We start from the raw sequence: 565 nt of genomic DNA, 5'->3' as shown, positions 1-565 counted from the left end.
TACAGCCGCTATATCATCGCCTGGAAGCTCTGCACGAACATGCGGGCCGAGGACGTGACTGACACAATTGAGCTGGCTCTGGCGGCGTCCGGATGCGATCAAGCCGTCGTTCGGCACATGCCTCGCCTGCTGAGCGACAACGGATCTTGTTACATCTCGGGTGATTTGGCCGAATGGCTGGAAGGGCAAAATATGGATCATGTCCGTGGCGCCCCGTTTCATCCCCAAACCCAAGACAAAATCGAACGCTGGCATCAAACCATGAAGAACCGCGTGCTGCTGGAAAATTACTACCTTCCCGGCGATCTCGAACGCCAGATCGAGGCATGCGTCGATTATTACAACAACCAGCGTTACCACGAGAGCCTGAACAACGTGACACCTGCCGATGTCTACTTCGGCCGCGACAAAGCCATTCTCAGAGAAAGGAAAAGGATCAAGAGACAGACAATCAAACACCGCCGCTTGCAACATCAAAAACAAGCCGCATAATCAATCAAACAAATGAGCCAGAGACTCCATTGCTCAAACCGCGCTGATGTTCCATTTTATATGACGACGGACA

At 52.4% G+C, this 565-nt stretch carries 1 protein-coding gene; it reads left to right on the top strand.

Annotation, left to right across the window (positions count from 1 at the left end):
• A partial coding sequence (locus ACW9UQ_RS18725; RefSeq protein ID WP_458932493.1) for a transposase occupies positions 1-492 on the top strand: 492 nt, incomplete at its 5' end.
• Positions 493-565: the final 73 nt, after the last annotated feature.

The organism is Halovulum sp. GXIMD14793 (assembly GCF_054457435.1).
Note: the sequence above shows the minus strand (reverse complement) of the source record. Positions and strands in the feature narration are given on the sequence as shown.